General features: G+C 57.6%; 1 protein-coding gene. It reads right to left on the bottom strand.

The features are described from left to right. A partial coding sequence (locus P9236_RS30735; RefSeq protein WP_278078219.1) for a hypothetical protein occupies positions 1-197 on the bottom strand: 197 nt, incomplete at its 3' end. Positions 198-257: the final 60 nt, after the last annotated feature.

Consider the following 257-nt stretch of genomic DNA (forward strand, 5'->3'; position numbering starts at 1 on the left):
CCTTGTATCTGTGCCGTATTGAATGCGCCGCTACCGCTCCAGCTCCAGTCGCTGCCTTGTGCAAGCAAGGTTTGAAAACGCGTAAAAGCATTGGTGACGCTACCGGTGCCTTGCAGGATGACCGTAGCCGATTTGCTGCCGCCGCCGTCGGCGGAGCCGATGATTTGCGATCCGGTCTGCAGAATCAGCGTATTCACGCCGGTTCCCATTTGCACCGCTACGCCACTGTTGCTTTGAAGCAGGCCAGCGTTGGTGAT

It is taken from the genome of Mesorhizobium sp. WSM4884 (genome assembly GCF_029625675.1).
GTDB lineage: Bacteria > Pseudomonadota > Alphaproteobacteria > Rhizobiales > Rhizobiaceae > Mesorhizobium.